Raw genomic sequence first — 3,015 nt, forward strand, 5'->3', positions numbered from 1 at the left:
TTTGACGTTCTTTCAGCCTGGCGCCCTTCGAAGCGAAGCTTCGCAAGGTCGACCGACCGTCGGCGCCGATGCGCCGCACCCACGTAGCGCCGCCCCGCAGGGCGGAACAAGCGTGAGTGAGAACAAGATGGATATAAGTAATGAGAACGATCAAGCCTATCGAACTATTAGTACCGGTAAGCTTCAAGCGTTGCCGCTCTTCCACACCCGGCCTATCAACGTGGTCGTCTTCCACGGTTCTCAGGGAATACTCGTTTCAAGGTGGGTTTCCCGCTTAGATGCCTTCAGCGGTTATCCCGTCCGGATATAGCTACCCTGCGATGCGGCTGGCGCCACAACAGGTCCACCAGAGATCCGTCCATCCCGGTCCTCTCGTACTAGGGACAGATCCTTTCAATATTCCTACACCCACGGCAGATAGGGACCGAACTGTCTCACGACGTTCTGAACCCAACTCACGTACCGCTTTAAATGGCGAACAGCCATACCCTTGGGACCTGCTCCAGCCCCAGGATGCGATGAGTCGACATCGAGGTGCCAAACAACCCCGTCGATATGGACTCTTGGGGGTCATCAGCCTGTTATCCCCGGCGTACCTTTTATCCGTTGAGCGATGGCCCTTCCACGCGGGACCACCGGATCACTATGACCGACTTTCGTCTCTGCTCGACTTGTCAGTCTCGCAGTCAGGCAGGCTTATGCCATTGCACTCAGCGAACGATTTCCGACCGTTCTGAGCCCACCATCGCGCGCCTCCGTTACTCTTTAGGAGGCGACCGCCCCAGTCAAACTACCCACCATACATTGTCCCGGACCCGGATAACGGGCCGCGGTTAGACATCCATAGTAATAAGGGTGGTATTTCAAGGGTGGCTCCACCTGAGCTGGCGCCCAGGTTTCAAAGCCTACCACCTATCCTACACATGCCACTACGAATGCCAATGTAAAGCTATAGTAAAGGTGCACGGGGTCTTTCCGTCTAACCGCAGGAACCCCGCATCTTCACGGGGAATTCAATTTCACTGAGTCTATGCTGGAGACAGCGGGGAAGTCGTTACGCCATTCGTGCAGGTCGGAACTTACCCGACAAGGAATTTCGCTACCTTAGGACCGTTATAGTTACGGCCGCCGTTTACTGGGGCTTCGATTCAGAGCTTGCACCCCTCCTCTTAACCTTCCAGCACCGGGCAGGCGTCAGACCCTATACGTCGCCTTGCGGCTTCGCAGAGCCCTGTGTTTTTGATAAACAGTCGCTACCCCCTGGTCTGTGCCACCCTCCTCTGCTTGCGCAGAAAAGGGTCACGCTTCTTCCGAAGTTACGCGTGCAATTTGCCGAGTTCCTTCAGCATAGTTCTCTCAAGCGCCTTGGTATACTCTACCTGACCACCAGTGTCGGTTTCGGGTACGGTCTATAAGGAGGAGCTATTTCCTGGAACCACTCCGCTGCCCTTTCAATCCGATAAGATTGGACAACTTGTGTGATCCGTCACTACCTCCAGGCCCACGAATATTAACGTGGTTCCCATCGACTACGCGTTTCCGCCTCGTCTTAGGGGCCGGCTAACCCTGCTCAGATTAACTTTAAGCAGGAACCCTTGGTCTTTCGGCGGGGGAGTCTCTCACTCCCCTTACGTTACTCATGTCAGCATTCGCACTTCTGATACCTCCACCGCCCCTCACGGGTACGGCTTCATCAGCTTACAGAACGCTCCGCTACCGCTCGTGATTGCTCACGAACCCTAAGCTTCGGTGTATGGCTTTAGCCCCGTTACATTTTCGGCGCAAAGACCCTTATTTAGACCAGTGAGCTGTTACGCTTTCTTTAAATGATGGCTGCTTCTAAGCCAACATCCTGGTTGTTTTGGGATCCTCACATCCTTTCCCACTTAGCCATAACTTGGGGACCTTAGCTGTAGGTCAGGGTTGTTTCCCTTTTCACGACGGACGTTAGCACCCGCCGTGTGTCTGCCGACTAGTACTCCCAGGTATTCGGAGTTTGGTTAGGTTTGGTAATCCGGTGAGGACCCCTAGCCCATCCAGTGCTCTACCCCCTGGGGTATTCGGTCGACGCTCTACCTAAATAGATTTCGCGGAGAACCAGCTATTTCCGAGTTTGATTGGCCTTTCACCCCTAGCCACAAGTCATCCCGAACTATTGCAACAGTTATGGGTTCGGTCCTCCAGTAAGTGTTACCTTACCTTCAACCTGCTCATGGCTAGATCACTCGGTTTCGGGTCTAATGCGACGAACTGAACGCCCTGTTCAGACTCGCTTTCGCTGCGCCTACACCTACCGGTTTAAGCTTGCTCGTCACACTAAGTCGCTGACCCATTATACAAAAGGTACGTGGTCACCCTTGCGGGCTCCCACTGTTTGTAGGCAATCGGTTTCAGGTACTCTTTCACTCCCCTTGTCGGGGTGCTTTTCACCTTTCCCTCACGGTACTAGTTCGCTATCGGTCATGCACGAGTACTTAGGCTTGGAAGGTGGTCCTCCCAATTTCAGACAGGATTTCACGTGTCCCGCCTTACTCGAGGACGATTGATCGCATTACGCGTACGGGGCTGTCACCCGCTATGGCCCTACTTTCCAGAAGGTTCCGCTTGTCTCTCAATCGCCACTGGCCTGGTCCGGGTTCGCTCGCCACTACTTCCGGAGTCTCGGTTGATGTCCTTTCCTACGGGTACTTAGATGTTTCAGTTCCCCGCGTTCGCCACTTTATCCCTATGTATTCAGGATAAGTTACCTATTAGCGATACTTGGAAACCACAGCGGCAAGACGGCGCGATCCGAAGGATCGTCGCATTCCTGCCGCTCTGATTTTCCAAGTACCTTAGGTGGGTTTCCCCATTCGGAAATCTACGGATCAAAGGGTATTCGCACCTCCCCGTAGCTTATCGCAGCGTATCACGTCCTTCATCGCCTGTGCATGCCAAGGCATCCACCAATTGCCCTTAAGACACTTGATCGTTCTCATTGCCAATACCCATCACGCGATCCCGAAGGGATCGTCG

Annotated in this window: 1 rRNA gene; it reads right to left on the reverse strand. The window is 53.9% G+C overall.

The features are described from left to right. Positions 1–146: 146 nt before the first annotated feature. Positions 147–2,970 (reverse strand): 23S ribosomal RNA (locus FJ419_RS30550). Between the last annotated feature and the right edge of the window lie 45 nt (positions 2,971–3,015).

Origin of the sequence: Mesorhizobium sp. B2-6-2, from assembly GCF_006440615.1 — a bacterium.
GTDB lineage: Bacteria > Pseudomonadota > Alphaproteobacteria > Rhizobiales > Rhizobiaceae > Mesorhizobium.